Here is a 1821-nt window from a genome sequence, read left to right as displayed (position 1 = left end):
TGTTGCTTGAGGGGGTTGGCGTATTGAAACAGGGCCTTGTCACCTTGAATCTCATGCTTGTCGGGATAGCGCTGTTGCAGATAATCCCCCAGCTGCCCCTGGTCCAGCAGGATTTGGGCCTGTTGCTGGATCTGGGCGGGGTAGCCTGTCAGGTAGTGCAGGGTGTCCATGGGCCGGTTATCGCCTTGTGAGTGCGTTGGGCGTTAGTGCCAATGTGATCATTGGGCCGCGTGCGTATGATCGCCGCTCTCTTTGCAATGGACAATCCCATGCCATCAGCCCTGGACTCTGATTATCCCCGTCGCGGAAATGCCTTCTCCCGGTGGCTTGCCCGTGGCTTTTTGCGCCTGGCAGGCTGGCGGGTGACCAACCCCATGCCGGCGGTGCCCAAGGCGGTAATTATCGGCGGGCCGCATACGTCCAACTGGGATGGCATTTATACCCTGGCGGCCATGATGCAGCTGGGGCTGGATGCTCACGTGATGATCAAGGACAGCGCCTTCAAGGGGCCGTTTGGGGCCATTCTGCGCTGGATGGGGGCGTTGCCCATTGCCCGGCACAAGGCGGGTGGTGTGGTTGAGCAGACCGTGGAGCAGTTTAATAGCCGCGACAAGCTGGTGATGGTGGTGGCGCCGGAAGGCACCCGGGGCGGGGCGACACAATGGAAGACCGGCTTCTACCGGATCGCCCAGCAGGCGGGTGTGCCGATTGTGGTGGCCACTGCGGACTACCGGAAAAAGGAAATTACCTTTGCTCGCGTGATTGAGCCGTGTGGCGATGTAGAGAAGGATCTGGCCGAAATTTTTCAATGCTATGCGGCCATTCATCCGCGTCATCCGGACAAATTGTCTGCACCGTTGAAAGCCATTCGAGATAAAAAGAAGAGCGCTGGACGCCAAACGCCTGATGCCTGATGCCTGACGCGTATAGCGGCCGCAGAGCGGCTAGGGTCTGTTAACAGGCCCTAAGAACCCTCCCTTTGCAGGGAGGGGGTGTTGCACTCCCCTCCGATGGTGCCGGAGAGGAGGGAGGGGGCTATCAGTTACAGGCGCTAGCGTTCGTATAGCTGCTATCCACCACATTATTGATCCACTGATCCATCAGCGCGGTGGCTTCGCCATGGGCAACGCTGCGGGCAATCGGTGGCATCATTTTCTGCGGATCATCTTCTGCAGCGACGCGACAGGAGACGATGGAGCTGCCTGCGCTGCCGGGAACCAGTACATGCTGGCGACCACAGGAGCCGCCGCCGGTGGCCGTGGGCTTCTTGCACACCCCGTAGCTGGCGTTCACATCGCGGAAGTGATCCAGGTAATAACCGGTGTTGGACGCGGCGCCCTTGTCGTTGTGGCAGTGCTGACAGTTCACTTCCAGATAGGCACGCACACGGCTTTCGATATCCGCCGCTGAGTTGGCGGTTTCACCGCTGTCACCGGGCACATTCCAGCGCGGCAAGTGCTCAATGTTGGTGGCCACCCCATTGCTGATGGTCAACTCCGGCACGCCGGTCAGAATCCCCAGATCTTTCNACTGCTTGATCTGGTTTACCGCCGGGAAGCCGGCCTGACCGCTGGTGCCCATAAAGGCAGATTCTGCTTTGTAGGCACGGTTCAGGTTACGCGGCTTGGGCCCAATGGGGGCACTGCCAGCCGGTTGGTCATCATTGGCGTGACAGGTCACGCACTGGTTACCGTTAGGAATGGTGTAACCATCGGTGCTGCCGGTGAGCAGGGTGTTGGAATCCGCATCACGGTAATGCCAGGCAACCGACGCGGTGCCCCCGTTCATGGCCAGACGCGCAACCCTCTTGCCGTCTTCTTC

The 1821-nt window shown here is 59.8% G+C and carries 1 protein-coding gene and 1 pseudogene; one reads left to right on the top strand and one right to left on the bottom strand.

Translation table 11 applies throughout. The annotated features are described in order from the left end of the window. The first annotated feature begins 269 nt into the window (after positions 1-269). Entirely contained in the window at positions 270-914 is a 645-nt protein-coding gene (locus A3730_RS27965) for a lysophospholipid acyltransferase family protein (RefSeq protein WP_231880648.1), read from the top strand. A 124-nt stretch (positions 915-1038) separates the two neighbouring features. Here A3730_RS27965 and A3730_RS32360 read toward each other — a convergent pair. Beyond that, positions 1039-1821 (bottom strand): annotated as a pseudogene (locus A3730_RS32360) (hypothetical protein); the annotation flags it as partial.

This window comes from Alcanivorax sp. HI0044 (assembly GCF_001634945.1).
The sequence above is the reverse complement of the archived record's forward strand: the minus strand, read 5'-3'. Positions and strand labels throughout refer to the sequence as shown.

Coding starts and splice junctions, on each gene's coding strand:
- A3730_RS27965 (WP_231880648.1), top strand. CDS start 270: ATGCCATCAGCCCTGGACTCTGATTATCCCCGTCGCGGAAATGCCTTC.